Here is a 25,702-nt window from a genome sequence, read left to right on the forward strand (position 1 = left end):
AAAAACAGCTTCCCCTTTTAAATAATTACCGAGAAAGTCTACCGTTGCCAGGTGTTATAGAAGCATCTGCATTTAGTTTAAAGTTTTTAATTTTAGCATTCCAATCTGCACCAAAAGAAATAGCGTTACCTTCTATTTTTAATTTATTGATGTTACTATTACTGTTTAAAATGGTGTCATAACCATAAGAATAATTAGTTAGTTCTGCTTTCGCTTTAAACTTACCCAAAACATATTTAGAGTTAAATTCTAAATTTAATTGGTTGTTTGTGAGTTTGCTAATTGCTTTTTTGTCATCAGGATTAGAAGAGCTTGCACTACCAAAAAAATCTTCTGTTAATGTATTTTGTATAAACTCGTAACTTTTATTTTCATTGGTAAAAACATGGCCAATTTTTAAATTGCTAAAATCTTTATTGTTTACAGAGTCTTTGCTAGAAATGAGCTTATAACTGTGTTCTACATACACTCGATTGCCATCAAACTCGCTTTCAGAATTGGTTAAATTAACGTCTAAACGAGCTCTTGTTTGAAAATTTTCATCATCAGTAATAAAATTTTCTAAAGAAGCCGTTGTTAAACCACCGTTTTCTTGATGATAAAAATCTTGTGTTGTTAAATGCCCTCTAATTTCGTATTGATTTTGCTTTGTTGTGTAATGAAAAGCACCTCTAAAATTACCATTACTAACCAATGCTTGCCTGTAAGCACCTAAAGATCTAAGGCCTTTGTAAGACAAAGAAACATTTAATCTCTTAGAGAAGTTTAGTGTAAAAAGCGCGTCTAAAACTTGCCCTTGTTGCAAACCAGTTCTATAAAGTATTTCTGTAGTTGGTGTTGGTACTTCGTAATATTTAATATCGTCTATATCTAAATAGCTTACCTGTTTTGCAGTAAAACCAAGGTCTCGGAAACCTGTAAATATTATCAAAAGAATAACCTAAATTATTTAATGTTTGTCCTTGATTATGAAATTCTATAAACTCAAATAAATCTTTTCTAAGGTAATTAAACTTATATTCTTTCTGTAACGTTAATGTAGTATCAATATAAGTGGTGTCTTTCTTATGAGAAAAAATCTTATAATCTGTATACTTTGTTTTGCCCGATAAAGTTACATTAATTGGGCTTGTATTTGTAGAATCTCTTAATATAACTGCGTTTCCGTTTAAACCACCTTGTCCAAAACCTTGTGAAAATAGATTTTGAGTTAGTAAAAAACAGATTAAAAAAGAGAAAATTATGTTACTTTTCATATAGAATTTCTTCGTGAACAAATGTAAAATAATTAAACGAAAATTTAAATGTTTAATTATCTCTATAAACGTTAATTACCAAATAACTTTTTTAACAATAAAAATCTAGTAAACCATTCTTTTAAAAAGCTAAAATAAAATTGCTTTTCTTTGCATTATGTTAGAACTTAATTATAGTGGTTTTGCCCTAGAAGCAGGTACAGACGAAGCTGGTAGAGGTTGTTTATCTGGTCCAGTAGTTGCTGCGGCAGTTATTTTACCGGATAATTTTTCGCATCCTTTTTTAAATGACTCAAAGCAATTATCAGAAAAAAAGAGAAGAAGTAAGACCGTTTATAGAGCAACATGCAATTGCTTTTGGCGTTTCTTTTGTTTGGCAAGAAGAAGTCGATAAAATTAACGTGCTTCAAGCATCTATAACAGGTATGCACAGAGCAATCGAAAAACTAAATATTACACCAGAGTTTATTATTGTAGACGGCAACAAGTTTAAAAACTATAAAGAAATTCCTCATAAAACAATTGTAAAAGGAGATTCTAAATACCTAAGTATTGCTGCTGCTTCTGTTTTAGCAAAAACCTATAGAGACGATTATATGGCAAAAATTCATAAAGAATTTCCTATGTATAATTGGCAAAAAAATAAAGGCTATCCTACCAAAGAGCACAGAAATGCAATTAGAGAATTTGGCGCTACAAATTACCACAGAAAAACGTTTAAACTTTTGCCGTAACAAATAAAGTTAGATCTTTAATTTTTTTAGAAGCTTTTTCCTGCTTTCGTTACTCGCTTTTTTTGAGTAAACCAAAAAAGAGCTCAAACACGCCACTCAATCAGGGCTAAGAATTTTTGCCAACTAATTTTTTGCAGAAACGTAATTTATATCTTAATCATAGGCAAAGTTTTTCTATTTTTACGCTCCAAAATTTAAGTGATGATTAAAAAAACAAGAGCAGAAATTACAAAATGCATTCTTCATAAAGTAGCAAATAAATTTAATAGCGGTCAAAATGTTTTCTCAGAAGACTTAATTCGTTTCGATCAAGAAAGTTACGATTTAATGAAGAATTTCTTAATGAAACCATTTGGTAATTTAACCCAAAGTTATCGTTTTGTAAATCATGAAGATGCACGTTTAGATCCTTTAAATAACTTTACATCAGAAATTTTTAAAGAAGAAGCTGCTTTTGTAGATTACTCTAAAAGTATTGTAAATCATTTATTCGAACAATCTAATTCGGCACAAATAAAAACAGGAGACGTTATTGTAGTTTTTATAGAAGGTATAGAATATAAAGATGTTTTAACAGAAGCTGTAGGTGTTTTTAAGATAGAAAATAAAGTAGACTTTTTTCAAACCTATTTAGACGATAACGAGAGTTTTGATGTAGTTGTACAAAAAGGAATTTCTACAAAAAGAATAGACAAAGGTTGTTTAGTTTTAAACACTGCAGACGCCGAAGGAACCGTGGTTTTTTCTGTAGACAATCATAATTACGATGCTCAATATTGGATCAATAATTTCTTAAATGTAAAACTTGCAGACGATTACAATTCGCACACGCAAAGTTATTTAGAAATGTGTAAAGAGTTTTCAGAAGAAGTAATAAAACCAGAATTAGGTATGCAGCAGCAAGGTAATTTTCTTGCAAATACTGTAGATTATTTCAAAGAAAATGAATCTGTAGATTATGCTACTTTTAAAGACGAAGTTTTTACAGATGAAAAACACAAAGAGCAGTTTGATGATTACAAAAAACACTTCGAAAATTTAAACGATGTATTAATAAGAAATAATTTTGATGTTTCGGGGTTGTTTTAAAGAAAGAAAAAAGCAAACTTAAAACAGAAATAAAATTAGATACTAACATCAATATTAAATTAGATGTAGATGCGCCAGAAGCAGCATCAGAATATATAGAAAGAGGTTACGACGAAGAGAAAAAATGAAATATTACAAAGTGTACTTTAACGAAGAAAAGTAAAATTTGTAAAATGTTTGTATTTGTTAAATTTCTAGATAAATAAGAGAACCAATGAATGATAAGAAAAACATACTTGCGTCTAATTTATCTACTGAATTTAAAAAATTGGTTTTACAATTAAATAAAAGTAATACAAATAAAGATTTTCAGTTAAAAATACACGAGCCAAAACTATTTTGGTCTATAAATTGGAAAACTGATAGGTATTTAGAAGAGTGTTTTTGTGTTCGTTTGTTTGCAGACAATACAAAACACTCTTTAATTGCAGAGCACCAAGTTAAAGATGTATTTGATCATATTAACGATCCGTATTTTAACTTTAAAGAAAAAACTTTAGAAGAATTTACGCTAATTATTAAAGAAATAATTCAAAAAACAGAACAAGCTATTGTCGAGTCTTTAGATAAAAATTTAGACAAAGAGATGTAATTATTTTAATTAATCTGAGGTTACAAACTCATTCACCTCAAAAAGATTTTTAAAATGTTTTAAAATTTTAGATTTTACTTCTTCTAAATCTAGTTTTTTACCTAATTCTGCTTCCATCGAAGCAACTGCTTTTCCTCTAATTCCACACGGAATAATATTGTCGAAATAACCTAAATTGGTGTTAACGTTTAAAGCAAAACCATGCATGGTAACCCAACGAGAAGATCGAATTCCCATTGCACAAATTTTACGTGCAAACGGTGTTCCAACGTCTAACCAAACTCCGGTTTCGCCATCACTTCTTTCACCTTTTAAACCATATTCTGCAATTGTTAAAATTATACTTTCTTCTAAAAGACGTAGATATTTATGAATATCAGTAAAAAAATTCTCTAAATCTAAAATAGGATAACCTACAATTTGCCCTGGTCCATGATACGTAATATCGCCACCACGATTTATTTTATAAAATGTAGCTCCTTTTTCTTCTAATTGTTTCTCGTTTAATAATAAATTACTCAAATCTCCACTTTTACCTAAAGTGTAAACGTGCGGATGTTCTACAAAAAGTAGGTGGTTATCCGTAGTTTGGTTCAGGTTTTTTCTTCGATTAGCAATTTTAACATCTACAATATCTTGTAAAAGTTTAGTTTGATAATCCCAAGTATCTTTATAATCTTTGACTTTTAAGTCTTTAAGTAGTATGTTTCTGTTCATATTATCGACTACAAAGATAAATATTTCCTTATATTTGGAAACCCCTAATCTTCAAAATATTATTATGGTGATAAAACTAAATAAATTATTAATAACTGCTTTTCTAGTATCTTTATCGTTTGGTGTACAAGGTCAAGAAATTTGGCAAAAAATAGATCAAAATACCAGTACTTTACAAAAGAAAGAGTTAAGAAGTTTTAAAAATTTTCCGGATAAATTTTCTCTGTATAATTTAGATGTAAACCGAGATAAAAACGAATTTAAATTCTAAAGCTAAAACGGCTTTTGCTACCATAAAATTACCCAATTCAGAAGGAGATCTAGAGCTTTTTAAATTAAAAGAATCTTCAAATTTTGAAAAAGGATTAGCCGAAAAGTTTCCTTCGATAAAATCGTACACAGCAATCGGTATTACAAATCCAACTTCTTTTGCTAAAGTAAGTGTTGGTTTAGATGGATTTCATGCAGTAATATTTTCTACAAACGGTAAAACGGTATACGTAGATCCATATTCAAAAGATAATAAAGAATATATTGTTTATAAAACTTCAGATTTAAAAGAAGAAGATCATCATTTTAAATGTGATGTAGAAGAAGTTGCAAGCAAACAAATTGCACCCGAAATCACTGCGAAATCTCTAAACGATGGAAATTTAAGAACTTTTAGATTGGCTTTGGTTTGTAGCGGAGAATATGCGCAGTTTCACTTAAATAATCAAGGTATTTCTACTGCTGCATCAGATTCAGAAAAAAGGCGGCAGTTTTATCTGCTATGAATACTTCTATGACAAGGGTTAACGGGTTATTCGAAAAAGATTTAGCCGTTAAAATGGTTATTGTTGAAAATAATGATGAAGTAATTTTCTTAGATGCAGATACAGATAACATTACAGATGGAGATCCTGATGAAATGATTGATGAAGTACAAACCATTGCAGATGCTAGAATAGGAACAGCCAATTACGATATTGGGCATATTTTTAGTATTGGCGGAGATGGTTTAGCTGGTTTAGGGGTTGTTTGTGTTACTGGTCAAAAAGCAAAAGGAGTTACAGGAAGAAGTTCGCCTATTGGAGATCCTTATGATATTGATTTTGTAGCACACGAAATGGGGCATCAATTTGGTGCAACTCATACACAAAATAACGATTGCCAAAGAACAAATACCACTGCTGTAGAACCAGGAAGTGCTTCTACAATTATGGGGTATGCTGGTATTTGTGCGCCAAATGTACAAGGTCAAAGTGATGATTATTTTCATGCAGTTAGTATAAAACAAATGCAAAATGTAATTGCTTCTACTGCAAGTTGTGCCACTTTAACAAGTAATAACAACAGTGCACCAGTTGCTAGTGCAGGTTTAGATTATAGTATTCCTAAATCTACACCTTTTGTATTAAGAGGTAATGCTACAGATGCAGACGGCGTTTCTTCTTTAACTTATAATTGGGAACAAACAGATAACGAGGTTGGTGCAATGCCACCAAATAGCACCAACAATGTAGGTCCTATGTTTAGGTCTTTACCTTCTAAGGTTTCTTCGGATAGATACATGCCTGCTTTAGCAACAGTTATTTCTGGTAGCGTTTCTTCTACTTGGGAAGTTTTACCAAGCGTAGCAAGAGAAATGAATTTTTCTTTATTGGTTAGAGATAACAACAATACAGGTGGCGGAACTTCTAGAGATGATATGATTGTAACTGTTGAAGATGCAGAGGCTTTTACTGTTACCTCTCAAAATACTACAACTGTTTGGGATGCTGGTAGTTCTCAAACAATAACATGGAATAAGGGGACAACAGATGTTGCGCCAATAAATTGTGCTAACGTTAATATAAGACTGTCAATAGATGGCGGATTAACGTTTCCAATAATTTTAGCAGCAAATACAGCAAACGATGGTTCAGAAGTGATTTCTGTGCCCAATAATGTTACAACACAAGCTAGAATATTGGTAGAAGCTGCAGACAATATATTTTATAATGTAAACGCAGTAAATTTCGAAATAGAATCTACAACGCCTTCTTTTTTGATTACAAATACCAGCGGAGAATTGTCTGCTTGTAACACCGGAAATCAAAAAGTAGATTATATTCTAAATTTAGATTTTATCAATGGATATTCAGAAAACGTAACATTTGCAGCAACCGATAATCCTTCCGGTTCTGTAGTTAGTTTTAATCCGACTTCTATAAATAGCGACGGTAATGTAACATTGTCTGTTTCTAATTTAGACGGAATTACAGCAGGAGATTATGAAATTAATATAGCAGCAAATAGCACAAGTGTTAATCAAACAATAAACTTAAGTTTAAATATTACTGATGCTAATTTGGCTGTAACTACTTTGTTAACACCAACTAATCAGGCGACGGAAGTTTCGTTAATAGAAATATTAACTTGGCAAGAAGATGTGAATGCAAGTTCTTATAATGTAGAAGTTTCGTCTAATTCTAATTTTACAGATATAGTTTCTTCAGGAACTTCAAGCACTAATAACTATCAAGTTAATAATTTAAATCCTAATACAGAATATTATTGGAGAGTTAAAGGTGTAAACAATTGTAACGAAGGGGCGTTTTCTACTCCTTTTAGGTTTACTACAGAAACGCCGAATATTGTGCTGCTACTTATACAGATGAAGCAGGTGGTTCAGAACATATTACAAACGTAACTTTTAATTCTATTAATAACACTTCGGCAACGATACTGTAGATGGTTACCAGGACTTTACTGCTATAAATACCAATGTTTTTAGAAATGAAACTTATACAATTACAGTAACTTTTGATACGGCAGGTTTTCAAGATCACTGTTATGTTTTTATCGATTGGAATAGAGATTTTATTTTTGATAAAGAAACAGAAAGATATGATTTAGGTACAAAACTAGAAGATATTTCTACGGCTACGTTTAGTATAAATGTTCCTTCGGATGCTAAGTTTGGTAAAACAACAATGAGAGTTTTGATAGAATATGATGATCCTGATGACGGTTTTGGAGACGGACCATGTGATGCAGATCAAAAAACCGAGTGGGGAGAAGTAGAAGATTACTCGATAACAGTAACAGAGCCGGAAATAGACACAAGTAATATTTCTGTACAGACGACGTCAGAAACTTGTGTAAGTGAAAATGACGGAATAATTAAAGTTGATGTAAAACAAACATCTTTTACTTATAATGTAACTGTAACGGGTAGTTCAACACTTTTAAATTCTCAAATAAGCGGTTCTTCAACAATGTTTGAAAATTTAAATCCAGGAATTTACACTGTTTGTATAGAAACAGAAGAACTAGAATACACACAATGTTTTGAAGTAGAAATTGTAGCAGCGCAACAAATTTCTTTAAAAGCAACTGCAGAAAACGGATTAAGAAAATATACTTTTAACGTTGCAAAGGGTACTGCGCCTTACAATGTGTTTTTAAATGAAAAACTTGTTAGAGTTTCTAACGATACTAATTTTGAAGTTGAATTTAAAGAAGGTGGTAAACTAGAAATAAAAACGGCTAAAGAATGTGAGGGCGTTTTTAAGACAACGATAGAAGATGTTTTATTGTTGAAAAACCCAGTTGTAGATGCTGTAGAGTTATTACTTCCAATAGGAACCGAAAAAAGTATAATAGATGTTTTAATTTTTGATGTTCAAGGTAAGAAGGTATATCAGAATACAGAAAAGGTGCAAGATAATTCTGTGACTATTCCGTTTAAAAATTATGCAAAAGGAATCTATATTTTAAAATTATCAATAGATGCGAAACCAATTAAATTATTAAAAGAATGAGAAAATCAATAATTATTTTTTGCGCATTTTGCATTAGCTTTTTTGGTAAGGTGTTCTAAAAAACAACCCGCTAATCAAGCGCCAAGTATTGTTCAATTAACATTTCCTTCTAAAGATTTGTTATGCACAGACAATACAATTGCATTTAATTGGAGTGCTGCTATCGATCCTGATAATGACGATTTAGAATATAATCTTATAATTGCCAAAGACAGGCAATTAGTAGAAGTAATAGAAAATAGAACTATTTCTTCTACAGGTGCAACCATAACTTTAGAAAAGGCAACAGCTTTTTATTGGCAAGTAAGTGCTATTGATGTTACCAATAATCTATCTAGTAAATCAGAAGTTTTTGCTTTTTTTACCAAAGGTGATGGTGTAACAAATTATGCTCCTTTTATGGCAGATTTAAAAACACCAACAGATAATGCAACAGTAAATGCAGGTAATTTAAGTTTAACTTGGGATGCTTCGGATATCAACACAGACGATATTTTAACTTACGAAGTGTTTTTTGGTGAAGATGATGTAATTAATTCTGTAGCTACATCTCTCTCTGAAAAAATGTATGATGTTTCTGTAGCTTCGGTAAAACATATTCATGGAAAGTGAATGTTACAGATAATTCAGGTGCAACTTCAATAGGTCAAATTGCTACTTTTTCTGTAAATTAAAAAAAGATATAAAAAAAGCCTCATCAATTTGATGAGGCTTTTTTTGTTTAAAATATATTATCCTAAGAAAGGATATTTGTAATCTGTTGGTGTTACAAATGTTTCTTTTATCAATCTAACAGAAGTCCAACGTAATAAGTTTTGAGCAGAACCAGCTTTGTCATTTGTTCCGAAGCTCTTGCTCCTCCAAACGGTTGTTGTCCTACAACAGCACCTGTTGGCTTGTCGTTAATATAGAAGTTACCTGCAGCATTTTCTAAAGCTTTCGATGCTTTTTCTACAATATATCTATCCGTAGATAAAATTGCACCTGTTAAAGCATATTCTGTAGATTCATCAACTAGTTTTAAAGAAGCTTCCCATTCTGCATCTTCGTATAAATAAATTGTCATAACAGGACCAAAAAGCTCTGTTGTCATAGTTGCAAATGTTGGTGATTTAGCTAAAATAACAGTTGGTTCTATAAAGTATCCAACAGATTTATCGTAGTTACCTCCAATAATTACTTCTGCATCTTTATCTTCTTTTGCGATATCGATATACTTAGCAATTTTGTCGAAAGAACCTTCGTGTATTACAGCGTTTACAAAGTTAGTTGGATCTTCTGGAGTACCCATTTTTAATTCAGAAATTTGTGCTTCTAAATGTTTTTTAACATCGCCCCAAATAGAAGTAGGAATGTATGCACGTGATGCTGCAGAACATTTTTGACCTTGATACTCAAATGCTCCTCTTGTAATTGCTGTTGCAATTTGTAACGGATTTGCAGAATTATGTGCCCGGATAAAATCTTTACCACCAGTTTCTCCTACAATTCTTGGGTAGGTTTTGTATGTATGAATGTTTGTACCAATTTGTTTCCATAGTTCTTTAAAAACAAAAGTAGAACCTGTAAAATGTAATCCGAAAAATCTGGAGACTCTAAAACGGTATCAGAAATCATAACAGGATCACCATAAACAACGTTAATTACACCGTCTGGTAAACCCGCTTCTTTAAATAAGTCTACAATTACTTGTGCAGAATATGCTTGGTGATCAGAAGGTTTCCAAACAACAACATTACCCATTAAGGCAGCAGATGCTGGTAAGTTGGCAGCGATAGAAGTAAAATTAAAAGGAGAAATTGCATATACAAAACCTTCTAATGGTCTATATTCTACTCTGTTCCGCATTCCTGGTGCAGATGCTGGCTGATCTTTAAAAATATCAGTCATATATTCTACATTAAACCTAAAGAAATCTATCATTTCACAAGCAGCATCAATTTCTGCTTGATGTACGTTTTTAGATTGTGCAATCATTGTTGCAGCATTCATTTTTGCTCTGTAAGGTCCTGCTAATAATTCTGCAGCCTTTAAGAAAATAGAAGCTCTTTCCATCCAAGAAACAGAAGACCAAGCCTCTCTTGCAGCTAAAGCTGTAGAAATAGCAGATTCTACGTGAGATTTGTCTGCTGTATGATATTGACCTACTACATGTTTATGATCATGCGGAGGTGTAATGTTTTTTGTGTTACCAGTTCTAACTTCTTCTCCATTAATATGCATTGGCACATCAATATTGTCGTTAAACATGGTTTTGTAAGTTGCTAATAATTCTTCTCTTTCAGGAGAACCCGGAGCATAGCTTTTTACTGGTTCGTTTACTGCTTTTGGAACATTAAAAAATCCTCTTGCCATATTGTATGATTTTAAGTTTTAATCTACTAATTTTGAGTTTCAAAGTTACAATTTTTGTTTCAATAAATTAAGTCGATTTTTAATCTCTTTTATTGAGAATAATTTAATTTTAGAGCGTCAATGTAAAAATTTTAATAATTAAATTTAAATTATAATATGTGCACAGTTACGTACCTTCCTTTAGGTAATAACAATTTTATTTTAACATCTAATAGAGACGAAACACCTTTAAGAAAAACATTACCACCTAAAGATTATGTAGAAGATGGTGTGGTTTTAACATATCCTAAGGATGAAGTTGCTGGCGGAACATGGATTGGTTTAAGTGATAAAAAACGATTGGTTTGTTTGTTAAATGGCGGTTTTACGATTCATAAAAAGAAAAGATTCTTACAAGATGAGTAGAGGTGTAATCGTTAAAAAAATATTAACAGACGCAAATGCTGTTTCTTTTATTAATCAATTTGATTTTGAAGGAATTGAGCCATTTACATTGATTCTTGTAGATTGGGAAAATAGTTTAAAAACTTTTGAATTGGTTTGGGACGGAGAACAAAAACATTTTACAGAATTACCACAAGAGCCAAAAATTTGGTCTTCTTCTACATTATATACTGACGAAATGAAAACGCAAAGACGTATTTGGTTTTCTGAGTGGTTGGCTATTAATACGGTATTTGAGCAAGATAATATTCTTCAATTTCATCAGAATGAAAGTAAAGGGACTGCAGATATATCTTTAAAAATGAAACGTGATATTGTAGAAACAGTAAGTGTAACTTCAGTAAAAAAAGAAAGTTCTTCTGTAAATATGTTGTATTTAGATTTTGTAAATTAATAAATTGCGAAAGAGATTAAAGTAACTAAAACTACTCCTAAAACTGCCATAATCATGTAGACAAAATTCAACATTAGAAATTTAAATAGTGTCTTTATATAACCTTGGTTGTAAAACTTTTTCATCGCTAAAAACAAGTAGGTTAAGAATATTAATATAAAAATAGAAGCGTTTTCTACTTTCATAAAAAAACTTAAAATATATACAATTGTTAGTAGCATAAAAAAAACTGTTTGTGTATGAAACACAAATATTAGATGGTCTACATACGTAAATTTTCTTCTAACATATAAAAGTTTTAAAAAGAGCGTAAATAATGGTAGAAATATAAATAAAGAAATAGAGATATAAGACAGAGATTCGTTAACAAACTTATCATAACTATCATTGTCGTCCATTACTTTATTCATCACTTTTACTCTTTGATATAGAAATCTATTGTTAAAGTTTTTACTATATTTTAAAGAATCTAGTGCATCATCTACATCTGTTTTTGGATGTTCTTTTTGAAATTCTAAAAATTTTTCTATTCTAGTTCCTTTTCCAAAACTAAAATTTCTTTTTTCGCTTTTTTCTTTTTTATACTGTCATTTTCTTCCTTTTCTATGTCATCAAGAATTTCTTTTTTTGTTTTTTAGAAATCGGAATAATAGACTTATCCAATTCCTTTTGCACAATTTTAGTAATGGAGTCTCTTTCTATTTCTGTATTGTTAATCTTTTCGTTAATACTTAATTCTTTTTGAACATCAGCCTTAACTAAAGCCTGATATTTTTTGTAATTAATTTTTAAACCTAAAATTAAGAATGAAATTATAGAAACGGTAATGTAAAATCTAAAAGGATTGGAATATCTACTTCTTTTGCCTTCTTTGTAGTCTTTAGAAACTTTACCTGGGTTGGTAAGTAGCGGAATTAAAGTTTTCCAAAACTTTGCATCAAAATTAAAAACACCATTAAACATTTCGTAAACAAAAGTTACAAAAGTTATTTTATCTCCTTTATTTTCTTGTCCACATTCGGGCAAAATTTTTCGTGACCGCTAAATGGATGTCCGCAATTTAAACAAGCAGGATCTTGAATTTTAGCAACTTTATTCTTTTTTTAGCTAGTTTAATAAGGCGGTAGTTGTTAGTTGAAAAGTTGGGATATATACTTTAAATTGCTCGTAAGTTTCTAAGTTAATCATTGTGTAAAAACCTTTCATTGCGCCGATATTAGATGTTAAAAAACAACCAGATTTATATGTGTAATGATCGTTTGGTTCTAAAATTGGTGTTTGTCCAACAACACCTTCTCCGCTAACTATTTCAGTTTGATTTTGTGAATCAAAAATTTTCCGGAATCGATCTGTTAGTTTTACCTTGTTTTCACTTTGATTTGTAATCGATATAGTGTAAGAAAAAACATGATGAAGCCTGTTGTTTCTATAACTAGAACCATTGTAGTTAGTTTTTACAGAAATTTTTATGCCTTTTGTTACTAATTCTATCATACATAGTAAAAGTAGTTTTTTTGATTTGTTTTTACAAATCAATTTATAAATTAGTTATTTTGATTAAAGTAGCCTTTGCCTACACCAATAACTCTATCATACAAACTACCAATAGGTTTATAATACACCAAAACAGTGTACTCGTTTTCTGTTTCAAAAAAACTGCCGTTAATTTCGTTGGTGTTTAGAACGTTGTCTTTTCCTACGGATGCAAAAGTATAATTGTAAAAACCTTGTTTTAGTAGAATATTTGCTCTGTATGTATTTGTTTTTGGGTCAAAATACATTCTGTTTTCATCAGAAATAGTAAAATTATTAAAAGCGCCATAAATATAAAGTTCCTTTTCTTTAAACATTTCTTCTACTTCTAATGTAAAATGCATTAAAGCGTAATCTGCTTCTGTGTTACTGTTGTTTACTTCTAAATTTCTGACTAGAAATTGTCCGTTAATATCAGGGTTGTAACTATATTGTCTGTATTTGTTATAAGTAAAAGGATAAATATAATGATGATAAATATCGTCTCTTAAAACTTTTACAATATTTAAACTTGTATTTCTTATTAATTTACTATCAAAGTTTAAATATTCATTTCCGCCCCAAAAATTTGTTTTATTTGTGTAAGTATATAATAACTGATTCGGTTTATAAAAAGTAGGCGATAAATTGCTAATTGTTTCTTGCCAATTGTTATTTTTTAAAACGGTAACATTAATTTCTTGGTTAGGATTATTTATTCTCAATCCGTTATAATTTACTGAAAATTGAACAGTTTGTTGTGTGTTTAGCGTCTTCGTATTTCTGCTTCTAACCACAGAAACTGGCACAATTGCTTTATTTTCAGACAATACAAATCTTCTAGAAAATACAACTTCATCATAAGTATTTAAAACTGATATTAAGTAATTGCCGCTTTTAGTAATTGCTGTATTTGCGTTAGGTATTTTAACTTTATAATGTGTGTAATTTTGCAGTGTATTAAAAGAATTTGTAACATTTATAATTGTATTTTGATCAAAACCATTTATAAACTGGCTAGAAAGTAATCGGCTTTTTTCCAATCGTGCGTTTTTCTTTCTATTTTATATTGATATTCTTTACTATCTGCATCTAAATCATCAAAAGAAAGTTCTAAAGTTGTGCCTAGAGGAACAATAGCAACAAAATTGTTTTCTTGTAGCGGCCTTAATTGAATTGTTTTAATGTTTTGCGCATTTGTAAGTGAGCAAAAAATTAAAAAAATAAAAGTTAATTTCTTAAGGATGAATTTTATCATTTTTTTTAAAATACTAAATTTATTACACTGTTATTAAAAGCAAAGACTGTACCTTTTTTATTAAAATTGTAAAATTAATAAGAATAATTATTCAAATATCAATTTTAATTAGGATGTTTTTATTTTTATTAAAAAAACAAAAAGGTTTTCTAAATAATAAATTATTTAGAATAAATATAAATAAGAATATTTAACCAAGATTAAGCCTCATTTATGTGAATCTTCATCGTCAAAATCTTTATTTTTGCTTGATTTTTTTAGATAACTAAACATTCCAATTTACTATGTCAAAAGACATTCGTATTAAAAAAGGCTTAGATATTAAGCTTGTTGGCGTTGCAGAAAAAAATACTACCAAGGTTTCTCAAAGTAGTGTTTATGCAGTTAAGCCAGAAGATTTTCACGGAATAATACCAAAACTTACAGCCAAAGAAGGTACAGAGGTAAAAGCAGGAGAATCACTTTTTCATTCAAAAAGTGACGAACGTATTTTATTTCCTAGTCCGGTTTACGGTAAAGTAGTAGAGGTAATACGTGGGGCAAGAAGAAAAGTTTTAGCAGTTAAAATTGCTGCAGATGCTACACAAGTATATAAAGAATTTGGTACTAAAGATGCAAGCAATATGTCTGCAGAAGAGGTAAAAGATTATTTATTTGCTTCGGTTGTTGGCCATTTGTAAAACAACGTCCTTATGACATTGTTGCAAATCCAAACCAAGCACCAAAAGCAATATTTGTTTCTGCATATGCAAGTGCACCTTTAGCAGCAGACTTAGATTACACTCTTGCAGGTAAAGAAGCAGAATTACAAGCAGCTATAACAGCTGTTTCGAAATTAACAGCTGGTAAAGTACACGTATCTATTGGTTCAAATTCAGTTTCTCCTTTATCAAAATTAACAGGAGTAGAATTGCATAAAGTTTCGGGCCGCATCCATCCGGTAATGTTGGTACTCAAATTGCAAAAATAGATCCTATTAATAAAGGTGAAGTTGTTTGGGTTATTACACCACAAGATTTAGTGATTATTGGTGAGTTATTCTTAACAGGAAAGTTAAATTTAACTAGAACAGTTGCTTTAACAGGTTCTAAATTTAGCAAACCTCAATATGTAACAGCAATTGCTGGTGCATCGATAGAAGATTTAGTTGCTAATAATGTAGAAAACGATAATACTAGAGTTATTTCGGAAACGTACTTACGGGTAAAGAAGTAAAGTTAGATGAGTTTTTAGGTTATTACGATAATCAAATAACTGCAATTCCAGAAGGAGATGATTATGAATTTTTTGGTTGGAATAAACCAGTTTTTAATAAAGTATCTACTTCTAGAGCATTAACTTTTTCTTGGTTAAACCCTAAGAAAAAATACGATCTTAACACCAATACTAATGGTGAGCATAGAGCCTTTGTTGTTACAGGTTCTTACGAGCAAGTTTTTCCTTTAGATATTTATCCAATGCAATTATTAAAAGCATTTATGTATAAAGATTTAGATGAAATGGAAGCTTTAGGTGGTTACGAAGTAGCGCCAGAAGATTTTGCACTAACAGAATTTATTTGTGTATCTAAACAACCACATCAGAAGATTATTCGTGAAGGTTTAGATTTAATGAGAGAAGAATTAGGATAAAGTTATGAGCTTAAAACAAAACTTACATAATTTAAAAGAGAAATATAAAGGAACAAAAATGGCTCCTGCGTTTAACGCAATCCATACCTTTTTATATTTGCCAAATGAAGTTACTCACGGAGGAACTCATATTAAAGCAGCAGATGATTTAAAGCGTACAATGAATATTGTAATTATGGCTTTAATACCATGTTTGCTTTTCGGAATGTTTAATGCAGGTTATCAGCATTATGCCGCTATAGAAAGAGCTCAAGGTATTACATCAGAATTTACAGTGTTAGGTTCTTTTTTAACTTGGGATAATCTATGGATAGGTATCATTAAAGTATTGCCTTTAGTAATCGTTTCTTACGGAGTTGGTCTTATTGTAGAATTTATTTTTGCTGTAATTAAAGGTCATGAAGTAGAAGAAGGATATTTAGTAACAGGTATGTTAGTGCCATTAATTGTACCAATTGACACACCTTTATGGATGTTAGCAGTTGCAGTTGTATTTGGAGTTGTAATTGGTAAAGAAGTATTTGGTGGTACAGGTATGAATATTTTAAATCCAGCTTTAACTATTAGAGCATTTTTATTCTTTGCATATCCAACATGGATGTCTGGAGATAAGGTTTGGGTTCATGATGCAGTAAATAGAGTAGGTACTGCAGATGCAATTTCCGGAGAAACTATTTTAGGTAGTTACGCACAAAATCAAGAAGTTATTTATTCTACTTGGGACAAGTTTGCAGGTTTTATTCCTGGTTCTGTAGGAGAAACATCTACATTGTTAATTCTTTTAGGAGCAGCCTTTTTAATTTTTACTAAAATAGGAAGCTGGAGAATTATAGTTTCTACATTTATAGGAGCAGCAGTTATGGGATTAATTTTTAACCAAATTGTAGCAGCAGAAATTATTACAGATTCTAGTAAGTTCTACGGATTAATGAACACTGTTTGGTGGGAACACTTAATGATTGGTGGTTTAGCATTTGGTGCTGTATTTATGGCAACAGATCCTGTAACAGCATCACAAACAAATAAAGGTAAATGGATTTATGGTTTCCTAATTGGTTTTATTTCAATTATGATTCGTGTATTTAACCCAGCTTACCCGGAAGGAGTATTTTTAGCAATCTTATTAATGAATGTATTTGCTCCAACAATAGACCATTATGTGGTTCAAGGAAACGTAAAAAGAAGATTAAAACGTACTAAAGTTAAAACTGCCTAATTATGAGTAAGAGAACAGATAGTAATGGTTATACAATGGTTTTTGCCGTAGTAATGGTATTAATTGTTGGTTCTTTGTTAGCCTTTTTAGCATCGTCTTTAAAGCCTACAATCAAAGAAAATGAAAGAATAGAAAAGCAACAAAATATTTTGTATGCTATGGGTGTTAATGAAAACGACGAATCTAGTGCAAACTTTGTATCTACATCAATCGCAGGAGAAGAGTTTTCTAAATACATAAAAAAACAAATTGTTATCGAAGGAGACAAAGTTTCTGAAAGTGATGATGCGTATTTAATTGATGTTAAAAAGCAGCAAGCAAACGCTAAAGCAGGTAAAGTAAGAAAATTACCTTTATTTGTTGGAGAAAAAGATGGTAAAACATATTACGTAGCTCCTATTAGAGGAAAAGGTTTATGGGATGCTATTTGGGGATATGTTTCTATGGATGAAAACATGATTGTTCAAGGTGCTTATTTTGATCATAAAGGAGAAACACCTGGTTTAGGAGCAAACATCAAACAACGTTATTTTATGGACGACTTTATTGGCGAACATTTAATGACAGAATCTGGTGCTTTTAAAGGGATTACTGTTGCTAAAGGAAACAACGATCCAAAAAACGAAGACAAAACAGATTATGAAGTAGACGCAATTGCTGGTGCAACAATTACTGGTGATGGTATTTCTGCTATGATAAAGAAAGATTTAGCACTTTATGTGCCTTACTTCAAAAACTTAAAAAATAATTTATGGGACTTTTATCAAAAAAGACGCAGTATTACTTACAGACCCATTAGCAGATAATAACCCAATTACTATACAAGTATTAGGTATTTGTTCTGCATTAGCAATTACAGCAGAGTTAAAAGCATCTATTGTAATGGCAATTTCTGTAATGTTTGTATTAGGTTTAGGAAACGTAGTGATCTCTTTAATGAGAAACATTATACCATCAAAAATTAGAATTATTGTACAACTAATAGTAGTTGCAACTCTTGTAATTATTGTAGATTTAGTTTTAAAAGCTTTTGCTTACGAACTAAGTAAAACACTATCTGTTTTTGTGGGATTGATTATTACAAACTGTATTATAATGGGACGTTTTGAGGCTTTTGCTTTAGGTAACGGGCCATGGAGATCTTTCTTAGACGGTATAGGTAATGCAGTTGGTTATGGTGTAATATTAGTAATTGTTGGTTTCTTTAGAGAATTATTAGGTTCTCGGTACTTTATTAGGATTTAAAGTTTTAGGAGATCCAATAGAGAAAACAGGATTGTATGCAATTGGTTATGAAAATAATGGTTTTATGCTATTATCACCAATGGCATTAATTGTTGTAGGTATTATTATCCGGATACAGCGTTCTAAAAATAAATCATTAATAGAAGAAAACTAGACGCTAAGCGTTTAAATAATATAGAATATGGAACATATAGAATTATTTTTCAAATCGATATTTATAGACAACATGGTATTTGCTACATTCTTAGGGATGTGTTCTTACCTTGCTGTATCTAAAAAAGTAGCCACAGCTGTTGGTTTAGGTGCTGCAGTAATTTTTGTACTTGCAGTAACTGTACCTTTAAACTGGTTATTAGATCAATATATTTTAAAAGAAGGAGCATTGGTATGGTTAGGTCCAGAATATGCAGCTTACGACTTAAGTTTCTTATCTTTTATCATGTTTATTGCAACAATTGCAACAATGGTACAATTGGTAGAAATTATTGTTGAAAAATTTTCACCATCATTATACAACTCATTAGGTATTTTCTTACCATTAATTGCGGTAAACTGTGCAATCTTAGGAGGAAGTTTATTTATGCAATCAAGAGAGATTCCTACGTTAGGTTTAGCATTAACTTATGGTGTAGGTTCAGGAATTGGTTGGTTTTTAGCAATTTTAGCTATTGCTGCAATTCGTGAAAAAATTAGATACTCTAGTGTTCCACCTGCTTTAAGAGGATTAGGAATTACATTTATAATTACTGGTTTAATGGCAATTGGATTTATGAGTTTCGGTGGAATGTTAACTGGAGGTGATGAGAAGAAAGAAGGAGAACCAGTAGAAGAAGCTAAAGTGCAAAAAGAAGAGAAAATTAAAGAGGCTAAAGAAATTGTAGCTGAAAATACAAATATAAACCAATAGTAGCATGATATTAGCAGCAGGTACAACAGGAACCATTATTGCAACAGTAGCAGCTTTTTTACTATTAACTTTAGTATTAGTAGCATTACTACTATTTGTAAAACAAAAATTATCACCATCTCGGTCCTGTAAAGATTATGATTAATGGTGAAAGAGAAATTGAAGTAGCATCTCGGAGATTCTTTATTATCGACTTTAGGTAGTAATAAAATCTTTTTACCATCTGCTTGTGGTGGTGGTGGTACGTGTATTCAATGTGAATGTCATGTAAACTCCGGTGGTGGAGAAGCTTTACCAACAGAATTACCTCATTTTTCTAGAAAAGAATTAAAAGAAGGAGCACGTTTAGCTTGTCAAGTTAAAGTGAAACAAGACATGAATATTTCAATTCCAGAAGAAATTTTCGGAATTAAGAAATGGGATGCTGTAGTTGTAAGAAATTACAACGTAGCTTCTTTTATCAAGGAATTTGTTGTTGAAATTCCAGAAGATATGGGTTACAAGGCCGGAGGTTATATTCAAATTGAAATTCCACCTTGTGAGATTAAATATGCAGATATGGATATTACAGCTCACCCAGAAGAACATGAAACACCAGATAAGTTCGAAGCAGAGTGGAACAAGTTCAAATTACGTCCGTTAGTAATGAAAAATATTGAAACTGTTGAAAGAGCTTATTCTATGGCTTCTTACCCAGCAGAAGGTAGAGAAATTATGTTAAATGTTCGTATTGCAACACCTCCTTTTGATAGAGCTAAAGGCGGATGGATGGATGTAAATCCTGGAGTAGCATCATCTTATATTTTTAACTTAAAGAAAGGTGATAAATGTGTGATCTCTGGACCTTACGGAGAATTCTTCATTAACGAATCTGATGCAGAAATGTTATATGTTGGTGGTGGTGCAGGTATGGCACCAATGCGTTCTCACTTATATCATTTATTCAGAACTTTAAAAACAGGTAGAAAAGTTACATATTGGTACGGTGGTCGTTCTAAAGCAGAATTATTCTATATCGAACATTTTAGAGCTTTAGAAAAAGATTTTCCAAACTTTAAATTTTATATAGCTTTATCAGATCCTTTAGAGGCAGATAACTGGAAAGTTAAAAAAGACATTCATGATGAATCTGGAGACGGTTTTGTTGGTTTCATTCACAATTGTGTTATCGATAATTACTTAAATCACCACGATGCACCAGAAGATTTAGAATTATATTTCTGTGGACCTCCATTGATGAACAAAGCGGTTCAGAAAATGGGTGAAGATTTTGGTCTTGCAGACGAGAATATTCGTTTTGATGATTTTGGAGGATAAACCTCAATTACTTTATAAAAAAACCGATACTAATTGTATCGGTTTTTTTATTGCTTTAATTTTGTAGAAACTTTATCTATTTATGATTGTGTTGTATTTTTCTTTACCATTTTTCATTATCATCTATTTTCTTGTTTTATACTTTAATCAGGAGAAATTTATATTCAAGAATGGAGAAAAATTAGATAGAAATTACAATTTTAATTTTGAAAATACTTTTGAAGAAGTTTTTATCAAAACTTCTCAAGACAAGGAAATCAATGCAATTCATTTTAAATTAGAAAAACCTAAAGGAGTAATTTTATTCTGCCACGGAAATAAAGGTAATTTATCTACTTGGGGTAAAAGAGTGCAATTTTTTCTAGATAACAATTACGAAGTTTTAGTATTCGACTATAGAAATTATGGTAAAAGCACCGGTGATTTTAATGAAAACGCAATGTATAAAGATGCTCTTTGTGTTTATAATCATTTAAAAAATCAGTTTAAAGAAAATAATATTATTGTGTATGGTTTTTCTTTAGGAGGAACTTTTGCAACACATATCGCAAGCCATAACCAACCAAAAATTTTAATTTTAGAAGCTCCGTTTTTTAATTTAGCCAAAGCAATACATAACTATTCTAAATTTATTCCGCTTTTTTTAGTTAAATATAAATTTAGAACAGGTAAAGATATTATTAAGGTAAAATCACCAATTATAATATTTCATGGTAATAGAGACGTTACTACTTCTTATAAAGATTCAATAGCTCTAATTAATCTACATATTTCTAAACAAAATAGTTGTTTTATTATTGATGGTGGGACGCACCATAATATTAAAGAGTCTGATATTTACAAACACAAAATGAAAGAAATTTTATCGTATTAATTTTATAATTGTTTTAAATCGTATTTTTGATTTCTGATATTATTTTATGAAGAAATTAGAAAAAATATTAAAAAAAGAAATACGTAAAGGTTAAACTAAAAACCTTAGCTACTAATCATTTAGAATTAAAAGCTAAAATAAATGGTGTTAAAGGCCGATTTATATTAGATACTGGTGCATCTAATTCTTGTGTTGGTTTAAATGCCATCTCTAATTTTAAGTTAATTGCAGAAGAAAGTGAAACAAAAGCAGCGGGTGCAGGAGCTATTGATATGGATACTCAGATGTCTGAAAATAATAATTTAAAAATTGGTAGTTGGAAAACAAATCAATTACACCTTGTTTTATTTGACTTGTCGCATGTTAATACTGCTCTTAAACAGCATAATGCAGATGAAGTTGATGGAATTATAGGTGCAGATATTTTACAGAAAGGTAAAGCCTTTATAGACTACAACAAAAATGTTTTATATTTAAAAAAGACAAAAAAATAATAATTTAATAAAGTAAATATGAGTTTGCAAAAAGAAGTAATGAATAAAATGAAAGAAGCAATGAAAGCAAAAGATACTGTTGCTTTACAGGCTTTAAGAGCAGTTAAATCGGCGTTTTTATTAGCAAAAACAGAATCTGGTGTTCAAGAAGAATTATCAGAAGAGCAAGAAATAAAAATTATTCAGAAGCAAGTTAAACAACGTAAAGATAGTGCTGCTATTTTTATTAAGCAGGGTAGAGAAGACCTAGCGGCACCAGAACTTGCAGAATTGGCTGTATTAGAACAGTTTTTACCTGAAGCTTTATCAGAAGAAGAAATTGAAGGAGTAGTTATTGCTACTATAGATGATTTAAACGCCTCTGGGATGCAAGATATGGGTAAAGTTATGGCGGTTATGCAAGAAGAATTAGCAGGACAAGCAGATGGTAAAATTATTTCGACCTTAGTAAGAAAGCATTTGATGAAGTAATTTTTAAAGAATAAAAAAAGCCCAAACTTTTATAAGTTTGGGCTTTTTTATTTTTATGTATTTCTATAACTATTTGTTATACAAAACCTTTTTACTGATAACACCTTTTTCAGTTTTAATGTTTACAATATATACTCCGTTAGCTATATTCTTAACTTTAAGTCTGTTTTCACTATCAGTAGAATCAATGTTCCAACTGTTTGTTTTTTGACCTAAAAGGTTAAATAATACTACGTTTTCGATGTTTAAATTGTTTTTATTATCAATTACTAACTCTTTAGTAGTTTTGTCTAAGAAAGTAGTTATTAAATCATTTATTGGATTCTCTAGATTTGCATCATCAACACTTAACACAGTGTCTTGACTAAATACTATCGAGAATCTATTTAAATACTCTCCTTTATCTAATTGTAAAACAACTTCGTTATTTGTAATGTCGTATGTTTTGTTATTCAATTTATCTTTTACAAAAATAGTGTTGTTTACCTTTTTGATATCATCTAAATTTAAAATAACAGCACCTTTATAATCCATTATTATTTCAAAAGGAATCTCTAAAGAATTTGAAACACTTTGAATTCCTGCAATAACATACTTGTTGTCACTATTTTCAAATTTCCAATAAACATCCGTTGCACCTAAATCGTTTATAGGACTATCAAAACCTTTTTCAAATTCAAAAGTATTGTTCGGGCTAAAAGACACACCAATTTGCCTGTGTAATGGCTCTCTATCTTCGCTAACAAAGTCCATTCCTATTTTTAATAAAGGCAATGTGTTAAAGTCACCATTATCTTGTTCTACAACCTTTTTTCTTGTAGATTTAAAGAATACAGCATTCCCACTATCTTCTGTAACATATTGTCTTTGACTGTTGTTAAACACGATTGGTCCACCGTCAGAATCACCTCCAATAAAGAATCCTTGACCGATAGGAATGTAAGTTCCAGGAGTTTTAAACAAACTACTATCTGTACCACTTGATGGTGCACAGGAAACATCTCCATCATCGTCATTCATTTCTATAAAGTCAATATCAATTGTTTTAGAATCTAAAGATTCAAATCTTATAGTAGAACCAACAATAACACAATCGTTAATAGTAAATGTTTCATAACCTGATGTTGCAGGTAAATCATAAGTACCAACTTCTACATTGTCTTTAAGGAAAACTAAAGTCTTACCTGTAGCAGATTTGTAATTAATATTTATTTCATCTGTAGCTCTTGTAATTCTATTAAATTCTAAAAATTCTATACTTGTATTCAATCTTACAACCTCTCTTGATTGGTCTGTAATTGAAGAAGTATTAGTTGTCGCTTGTTCAGCTTCTAAGGTAATGCTAAACGCACCAACAGCAGGTTTACCTAAACTAGCTACAGCCATAGAAAGATTAATTGTAGAGTAACCACCAACATAACCTTGGTAATTATGTCCGCTAGTTTCAGAACTAGTGTTTTCTTCGCCTACATGATCCCGAAGTATAAACTACCATCGATAGAATTGATATTGTCTTTAATGAATTTTAAAGCATTCATAGCAGACGGAAATGGGTTTCCTATTAAATAAGAGTCACTTCCTCCAACTGCTGTAGTTAATTCTCCATCATTAGGATTACCAACAAAAGTATAGTTTTGTGCTACTTCGGTCCTTTAAAAATATAACCATCTGTTGGCGCTATTGTTCCTGACTTATACTTGTGTTCATAATTAGATCTTTGTCCTCTTGTACTAGCAAAAGTATAAATCCAGTAATCTGCAATATTTATTGGTGTACCTGTACTACCATCATAACCGCCTACAAAATTAATATCTCTTGCAATGTTTGATGCTCCTTGACCAACAATACCTGCAAAACTAACCGGGTTTGTACCGTCTTTTAAAACTGATTCTATAGAATACGTTTGTAAATCGACTGTTCTTACAGGAGAACTCATATAATTGTATCTATAAATATTTGCAAGTTCAGAGTTTTGTTCGACATACATTTTTCCGTTACCTGTAATATCGGCAACTCCTGTATGCGTTTGTACAAACTGACTTTTTCCAACCAATCGAATCTCTGCATTTGTGGTAATATTTAAATTATTAGTTACCACTAACAATTGATTATCTATTGCTAGAATATTAGAACCTAATATCTCTAATTTACGCGCACTCAATCTTTCATTTTGATGTTCGTAATTTTCATTAACAGAAACATATCTAGATCTATCAGGATAACCATTATTCCAGTTACCACTAGTTCTTGTTGTTTTTTCTATTCTATGCAATCCTAATAAGGTATTTGCATCTGAGTTCGAACTTTCAATCTCCGAAATTAACGGATCATGCGGATGTCTCTCAGCAGAATCAATTAAGAAATTATAAGGATCTAACGCATCATCTACAAAAACTACCCATTCGCTTTCTGTATAATTTACATTAGGTTGTAGCGTTTCATCTATTCTTACATACGATGTTTTATCTTTAAAAGATTCGATAATATCATATCTGTTTTCGTAAGAAGAAACTCCATTTACTTTTGATAAAGTAATAATATCATTAGCACCACTAATATCAGTTAAGTCGTTGTTTTTAACAGCAATTGCATTACTATTGATATTAGTTAACGTATTGTTAGAGTTACCAAAGATAACCGATTGACCTGGAGCTAATGCAGATGTTACTGTGTGCGTTACATCTGGCGCAGTAGTTTGCACACCAGTTTTATCTTTATATAATTGTATATTGATAAGGTTAGCAGCAATACTTTTTGTTGGATGGATATTTGTAATCTCAATCCATCTTTCTGCGTCAAATTGATATACTTGTGTTATCATAGGAATTCCATCATCTGTAATATCTCTATAATCTACATCACCAACAGTTAAAACATCTTGATCGTTATCGTCAAAATTATCTGTTTGTGTATTGTCGTACTCTCCGTTGATATCTGTATAACCTAAATCTGTATCTCCAGTTTCAGCTAAATCATTCAATCCGTTAGCACCAAATGTACCTGTTGATGTTCCGTTACCGTCATTTGGTAAACCGGCACCAGATTCTACAACATCAAATAAACCATCACCGTCTGAATCAAGATCTAAATAATCTGGAGTTGTATCTGAGCCAACAGCCGCACTTGCATCTGTATTTACAGGAGCTAACCCTAAAGATCCTAAACCATTTGCATTACCATTTGGTGTTGCATCATAAGCGTCATCTAAACCATCGTTGTCAGCATCATTTCCGGATAGAGCAACGTAATCTATAGTAGATTGCCCTTCAATGTTATCTGGTATTCCATCATTATCAGCATCTAAATCTATGTGATTTGCAATTCCGTCATTATCAAAATCATACACATCAGGAATTCCATCAGAATTTGAGTCAGTATAATTAGTTACAGAACCATCACCAGCATTTC

At 30.9% G+C, this 25,702-nt stretch carries 21 protein-coding genes and 7 pseudogenes; 17 read left to right on the top strand and 11 right to left on the bottom strand.

Features of this window, described 5'->3' with window-relative positions; genetic code table 11:
- Positions 1 to 25: 25 nt before the first annotated feature.
- Both ACZ1HD_RS02265 and ACZ1HD_RS02270 read right to left on the bottom strand, forming a co-directional pair.
- Positions 26 to 931 carry a putative porin gene (locus ACZ1HD_RS02265; protein WP_472688534.1) on the bottom strand — a complete coding sequence of 302 codons (906 nt, stop codon included), beginning with the start codon at positions 929 to 931 and terminating at the stop codon, positions 26 to 28.
- Positions 855 to 1,256, bottom strand: a complete 402-nt coding sequence (locus ACZ1HD_RS02270) for a putative porin (protein WP_472688535.1) — start codon at positions 1,254 to 1,256, stop codon at positions 855 to 857. Before ACZ1HD_RS02270 ends, ACZ1HD_RS02265 begins: the two co-directional genes overlap by 77 nt.
- Positions 1,257 to 1,413: 157 nt before the next feature.
- On the opposite strand from ACZ1HD_RS02270, the pseudogene ACZ1HD_RS02275 reads away from it, so the two are divergent.
- The 3 genes and pseudogenes from ACZ1HD_RS02275 (at position 1,414) to ACZ1HD_RS02285 (ending at position 3,671) form a co-directional block, all read left to right on the top strand.
- A pseudogene (locus ACZ1HD_RS02275) lies at positions 1,414 to 1,990 on the top strand (ribonuclease HII).
- Positions 1,991 to 2,191: 201 nt separating this feature from the next.
- The gene (locus ACZ1HD_RS02280; RefSeq protein ID WP_472688536.1) at positions 2,192 to 3,079 is read left to right on the top strand and encodes a nucleoid-associated protein; all 888 of its coding nucleotides are present in this window, start codon (positions 2,192 to 2,194) and stop codon (positions 3,077 to 3,079) included.
- Between the two features lie 214 nt (positions 3,080 to 3,293).
- Positions 3,294 to 3,671: a hypothetical protein gene (locus ACZ1HD_RS02285; protein ID WP_472688537.1), complete on the top strand. Its 378-nt coding sequence runs from the start codon at positions 3,294 to 3,296 to the stop codon at positions 3,669 to 3,671.
- 9 nt (positions 3,672 to 3,680) lie between these two features.
- Here the strand turns inward: ACZ1HD_RS02285 and lipB are convergent, their stop codons facing one another.
- Positions 3,681 to 4,388 carry a lipoyl(octanoyl) transferase LipB gene (gene lipB, locus ACZ1HD_RS02290; protein WP_079738069.1) on the bottom strand — a complete coding sequence of 236 codons (708 nt, stop codon included), beginning with the start codon at positions 4,386 to 4,388 and terminating at the stop codon, positions 3,681 to 3,683.
- A 232-nt stretch (positions 4,389 to 4,620) separates the two neighbouring features.
- Positions 4,621 to 4,788: a hypothetical protein gene (locus ACZ1HD_RS02295; protein WP_472688538.1), complete on the bottom strand. Its 168-nt coding sequence runs from the start codon at positions 4,786 to 4,788 to the stop codon at positions 4,621 to 4,623.
- Between the two features lie 372 nt (positions 4,789 to 5,160).
- Between ACZ1HD_RS02295 and ACZ1HD_RS02300 the strand changes: the two genes are divergently transcribed.
- The 3 genes from ACZ1HD_RS02300 (at position 5,161) to ACZ1HD_RS02310 (ending at position 8,788) form a co-directional block, all read left to right on the top strand.
- Entirely contained in the window at positions 5,161 to 7,062 is a 1,902-nt protein-coding gene (locus ACZ1HD_RS02300; protein ID WP_472688539.1) for a reprolysin-like metallopeptidase, read from the top strand.
- 172 nt (positions 7,063 to 7,234) lie between these two features.
- On the top strand, positions 7,235 to 8,176 hold the full coding sequence (locus tag ACZ1HD_RS02305; RefSeq protein ID WP_472689438.1) for a T9SS type A sorting domain-containing protein: 942 nt from the start codon (positions 7,235 to 7,237) through the stop codon (positions 8,174 to 8,176).
- 42 nt (positions 8,177 to 8,218) lie between these two features.
- Positions 8,219 to 8,788, top strand: coding sequence for a hypothetical protein (locus ACZ1HD_RS02310; protein WP_472688540.1), 570 nt, complete (start codon positions 8,219 to 8,221; stop codon positions 8,786 to 8,788).
- A 119-nt stretch (positions 8,789 to 8,907) separates the two neighbouring features.
- On the opposite strand, the pseudogene pruA reads toward ACZ1HD_RS02310, so the two are convergent.
- Positions 8,908 to 10,531: pseudogene (gene pruA / locus ACZ1HD_RS02315) on the bottom strand (L-glutamate gamma-semialdehyde dehydrogenase).
- 156 nt (positions 10,532 to 10,687) lie between these two features.
- Here pruA and ACZ1HD_RS02320 point away from each other — a divergent pair.
- Positions 10,688 to 10,936, top strand: coding sequence for an NRDE family protein (locus ACZ1HD_RS02320; RefSeq protein WP_472688541.1), 249 nt, complete (start codon positions 10,688 to 10,690; stop codon positions 10,934 to 10,936).
- Positions 10,929 to 11,369, top strand: a complete 441-nt coding sequence (locus ACZ1HD_RS02325) for a hypothetical protein (RefSeq protein WP_472688542.1) — start codon at positions 10,929 to 10,931, stop codon at positions 11,367 to 11,369. Before ACZ1HD_RS02320 ends, ACZ1HD_RS02325 begins: the two co-directional genes overlap by 8 nt.
- Here ACZ1HD_RS02325 and ACZ1HD_RS02330 read toward each other — a convergent pair.
- The 4 genes and pseudogenes from ACZ1HD_RS02330 to ACZ1HD_RS02345 form a co-directional block, all read right to left on the bottom strand.
- The gene (locus tag ACZ1HD_RS02330; protein WP_472688543.1) at positions 11,366 to 11,779 is read right to left on the bottom strand and encodes a hypothetical protein; all 414 of its coding nucleotides are present in this window, start codon (positions 11,777 to 11,779) and stop codon (positions 11,366 to 11,368) included. The genes ACZ1HD_RS02325 and ACZ1HD_RS02330 overlap by 4 nt on opposite strands.
- A 193-nt stretch (positions 11,780 to 11,972) precedes the next feature.
- The gene (locus ACZ1HD_RS02335) at positions 11,973 to 12,395 is read right to left on the bottom strand and encodes a DUF3667 domain-containing protein (protein ID WP_472688544.1); all 423 of its coding nucleotides are present in this window, start codon (positions 12,393 to 12,395) and stop codon (positions 11,973 to 11,975) included.
- An 81-nt stretch (positions 12,396 to 12,476) separates the two neighbouring features.
- Positions 12,477 to 12,863 (bottom strand): Co2+/Mg2+ efflux protein ApaG, encoded by a 387-nt coding sequence (gene apaG, locus ACZ1HD_RS02340; protein WP_472688545.1) that lies wholly within the window; start codon positions 12,861 to 12,863, stop codon positions 12,477 to 12,479.
- Between the two features lie 50 nt (positions 12,864 to 12,913).
- A pseudogene (locus ACZ1HD_RS02345) lies at positions 12,914 to 14,139 on the bottom strand (type IX secretion system plug protein).
- A 284-nt stretch (positions 14,140 to 14,423) separates the two neighbouring features.
- On the opposite strand from ACZ1HD_RS02345, the pseudogene ACZ1HD_RS02350 reads away from it, so the two are divergent.
- From ACZ1HD_RS02350 to ACZ1HD_RS02390, 9 genes and pseudogenes are all read left to right on the top strand, one after another.
- Positions 14,424 to 15,770 (top strand): annotated as a pseudogene (locus ACZ1HD_RS02350) (Na(+)-translocating NADH-quinone reductase subunit A).
- Between the two features lie 4 nt (positions 15,771 to 15,774).
- Positions 15,775 to 16,986: an NADH:ubiquinone reductase (Na(+)-transporting) subunit B gene (locus ACZ1HD_RS02355; protein ID WP_077811030.1), complete on the top strand. Its 1,212-nt coding sequence runs from the start codon at positions 15,775 to 15,777 to the stop codon at positions 16,984 to 16,986.
- Between the two features lie 2 nt (positions 16,987 to 16,988).
- Complete coding sequence (locus ACZ1HD_RS02360) at positions 16,989 to 17,792, top strand: Na(+)-translocating NADH-quinone reductase subunit C (protein WP_472688546.1); 804 nt, start codon at positions 16,989 to 16,991, stop codon at positions 17,790 to 17,792.
- Positions 17,734 to 18,385 (top strand): annotated as a pseudogene (locus tag ACZ1HD_RS02365) (NADH:ubiquinone reductase (Na(+)-transporting) subunit D). Before ACZ1HD_RS02360 ends, ACZ1HD_RS02365 begins: the two are co-directional and overlap by 59 nt.
- Before the next feature lie 27 nt (positions 18,386 to 18,412).
- Positions 18,413 to 19,138, top strand: a complete 726-nt coding sequence (gene nqrE / locus ACZ1HD_RS02370; RefSeq protein WP_077811033.1) for an NADH:ubiquinone reductase (Na(+)-transporting) subunit E — start codon at positions 18,413 to 18,415, stop codon at positions 19,136 to 19,138.
- 4 nt (positions 19,139 to 19,142) lie between these two features.
- A pseudogene (gene nqrF, locus ACZ1HD_RS02375) lies at positions 19,143 to 20,455 on the top strand (NADH:ubiquinone reductase (Na(+)-transporting) subunit F).
- A gap of 82 nt (positions 20,456 to 20,537) precedes the next feature.
- Positions 20,538 to 21,329, top strand: a complete 792-nt coding sequence (locus tag ACZ1HD_RS02380; protein ID WP_472688547.1) for an alpha/beta hydrolase — start codon at positions 20,538 to 20,540, stop codon at positions 21,327 to 21,329.
- A gap of 46 nt (positions 21,330 to 21,375) precedes the next feature.
- A pseudogene (locus ACZ1HD_RS02385) lies at positions 21,376 to 21,823 on the top strand (retropepsin-like aspartic protease).
- A gap of 18 nt (positions 21,824 to 21,841) precedes the next feature.
- On the top strand, positions 21,842 to 22,294 hold the full coding sequence (locus ACZ1HD_RS02390) for a GatB/YqeY domain-containing protein (protein WP_077811041.1): 453 nt from the start codon (positions 21,842 to 21,844) through the stop codon (positions 22,292 to 22,294).
- A 69-nt stretch (positions 22,295 to 22,363) separates the two neighbouring features.
- On the opposite strand, the gene ACZ1HD_RS02395 is transcribed toward ACZ1HD_RS02390, so the two are convergent.
- Entirely contained in the window at positions 22,364 to 23,680 is a 1,317-nt protein-coding gene (locus tag ACZ1HD_RS02395) for a T9SS type A sorting domain-containing protein (RefSeq protein WP_472688548.1), read from the bottom strand.
- Between the two features lie 253 nt (positions 23,681 to 23,933).
- Positions 23,934 to 25,640 (bottom strand): hypothetical protein, encoded by a 1,707-nt coding sequence (locus ACZ1HD_RS02400; protein ID WP_472688549.1) that lies wholly within the window; start codon positions 25,638 to 25,640, stop codon positions 23,934 to 23,936.
- Positions 25,641 to 25,702 lie beyond the last annotated feature (62 nt).

It is taken from the genome of Polaribacter sp. HA6-7 (assembly GCF_055693625.1).